Consider the following 1,562-nt stretch of genomic DNA (forward strand, 5'->3'; position numbering starts at 1 on the left):
CTGACTCTTATACACAAATTAGTCGCCAGGAGTCGACCTCTGTGCCAACTTGAGAGATCATAGGGCATCACTGACTTTAACGGTTTTCTCATTATGCTTTCACAGATCCACTGCGTTACCGATTGGGCTCATTCTATGTTCGGCTCAGCTCAGATTGGAGATAAGCGCAGAACAGAGCGCTTAGTCGACATCGCCAGCCGCTTCGCCGCCAACACCGGACGTTCTGCGGCTTACGCCTGCGATGGTCAGGGCAGCCTAGTTGAAGGCACCTATCGATTTATTCGCAACGAGAAAATCGACGCCAGTGCTTTTCGTCGTGCAGCTTTTGATACGACTGCCGCACATGTCGTTGCTCGCGATGAAGTCTGGCTAATGGAAGACACGACCTCTTTGAGCTTTAAGCACGGCGTTGCGACGAAGCTCGGGAAACTGGGCAAAACCACTGATAAGGCCCGTGGTTGGTGGGTTCATAACAGCTTTATGATTGATGCGGCCACCGGGTGCTCCCTCGGTCTTGTTCATCAAGAGTGGTGGATGCGACCAGATGAAGCCGATGACACCACAGAGCCTGAGAGCGGCAAATGGGCTGCGGCCTCAGCTAGCGTTCGTCGTCGCTTCGGCGACCAAATGCACAAGGTGATCACTGTATGTGACCGCGAGGCTGATATCTTCGCTTACCTGCAAGAAAAAACCGAGCAGCAAGAGCGCTTCGTGGTTCGCGCCAAACACCACCGGAAGATTGAGCAAGGGGATACTAAGTTGTTCTCACACCTTGCCGCCCAACCTGAGCTTGGCCTCTATCAGCTTGATATTCCGCAAAAAGGCATGCTCGATAGCAAAGGGACACGCAAGAATCGCAAGGCAAGAACTGCTGAGGTTTCACTGCACGCAAGCCCTGTCACTTTCAATCAAGGCGGCCAGCAAATCACGCTCAATGCGGTTTTTGCCCAGGAGCAAAATACAGCAGATGAGGAAGCAAGCTTGTGCTGGTTGCTGCTGACAAGTGAGCCAGTTGAAACCTACAAGCAAGCCATGAAAATCATCCACATTTACTCACAACGCTGGCGCGTTGAGGATTATCACAAAGCTTGGAAAACCGGTGCCGGCGCAGAGCGTCAACGCATGACTGAACCGAAGAACCTTGAGCGCATGGTCTCGATATTAGCCTTTGTCGCCGTCAGGCTCATGCAGCTGCGAGAATGCCTGACGCTGGCGGCGCAACTCAGGGCTCGCGGACTCAAAGAGCAGGCCGAAGCGATTGAATCTCAACCTTGCACAAACGTGCTCACACAGGACGAATGGCGCATCCTCTATCTCAATGCCAACAAACGCGGGGGACGCTACCCTAAGAAGCTGCCCAAAGAGGTTCCTACACTTAAATGGGCCTATCAAGCTATTGCCAAACTCGGCGGATTTTATGACTCCAAACGCACAGGTATCGCCAGTTGGGCAACCATGTGGCTCGGCTGGGATAAGCTACAGGATATGCTTAGCGGCTACTATTTGAGCAAAGAAACAGCGTCACTGCTGAATAATTAGACCAAGATATGATCAAGAGACAG

1 protein-coding gene is annotated in these 1,562 nt (G+C 52.3%); it reads left to right on the plus strand.

The window, feature by feature from the left end; translation table 11 throughout:
- Positions 1 to 90: 90 nt before the first annotated feature.
- A complete protein-coding gene (locus tag AB4484_RS24940) occupies positions 91 to 1,539 on the plus strand; it encodes an IS4 family transposase (RefSeq protein WP_372080861.1) in 1,449 nt (482 codons plus the stop codon).
- The last annotated feature ends 23 nt before the right edge of the window (positions 1,540 to 1,562 follow it).

Source organism: Vibrio sp. 10N.261.46.A3 (assembly GCF_041472995.1).
Classification (GTDB): Bacteria; Pseudomonadota; Gammaproteobacteria; order Enterobacterales; family Vibrionaceae; genus Vibrio; species Vibrio coralliirubri.